At 48.0% G+C, this 248-nt stretch carries 1 protein-coding gene; it reads left to right on the top strand.

Translation table 11 applies throughout. The annotated features are described in order from the left end of the window. A partial coding sequence (locus tag IQ282_RS00110; protein WP_194849924.1) for a DDE-type integrase/transposase/recombinase occupies positions 1–248 on the top strand: 248 nt, incomplete at both ends.

The following is a 248-nucleotide window of genomic DNA, read 5'->3' as shown; positions in this document are numbered from 1 at the left end:
TTCACTCAGCGCTCTGGAAATGGCTCTCGGCCACAGGCGTTGCGGGAACCAACCGCTGATACACCATTCCGACAGGGGGCTTCAATACTGCTCCCACGACTATCAGGCGCTGCTGGAGGGAAATAAGATCAAGGCCAGTATGACCGAAAAATATGATCCCTATGAAAATGCGATTGCTGAAAGGGTAAACGGAATACTCAAACAAGAGTTCGATATAGCGAGAGATATCAAAGACCTAGAACTAAAGA

The organism is Nonlabens antarcticus (assembly GCF_015356755.1).
GTDB classification, from domain to species: Bacteria; Bacteroidota; Bacteroidia; order Flavobacteriales; family Flavobacteriaceae; genus Nonlabens; species Nonlabens antarcticus.
The sequence above is the reverse complement of the archived record's forward strand: the minus strand, read 5'-3'. Positions and strand labels throughout refer to the sequence as shown.